Consider the following 292-nt stretch of genomic DNA (forward strand, 5'->3'; position numbering starts at 1 on the left):
CGCGCTGGGCTTGCGCCTGCGCCGCAACAGTGGCTTCCACCTGCCCGCGTCGCCGGCACCCATGATTCTGATCGGCAACGGTACCGGGCTGGCGGGTTTGCGCAGCCTGATCAAGGCACGCATCAACGCGGGCGAGCAGCGCAACTGGCTGTTGTTCGGTGAGCGTAACCGGGCCCACGACCTGCTGTGCGGTGATGAGCTGCAAGGCTGGCTGGGCAGCGGTGACCTGGCGCGCCTGGACCTCGCGTTCTCGCGGGATCAGGCAGAGAAGGTGTATGTGCAGGATGTGTTG

At 66.4% G+C, this 292-nt stretch carries 1 pseudogene; it reads left to right on the top strand.

Annotated features, from left to right (window positions below):
• Positions 1–292, top strand: a pseudogene (locus SB765_RS28965) (flavodoxin); the annotation flags it as partial.

Origin of the sequence: Pseudomonas sp. SIMBA_067 (assembly GCF_046534675.1) — a bacterium.
Taxonomy (GTDB): domain Bacteria; phylum Pseudomonadota; class Gammaproteobacteria; order Pseudomonadales; family Pseudomonadaceae; genus Aquipseudomonas; species Aquipseudomonas putida.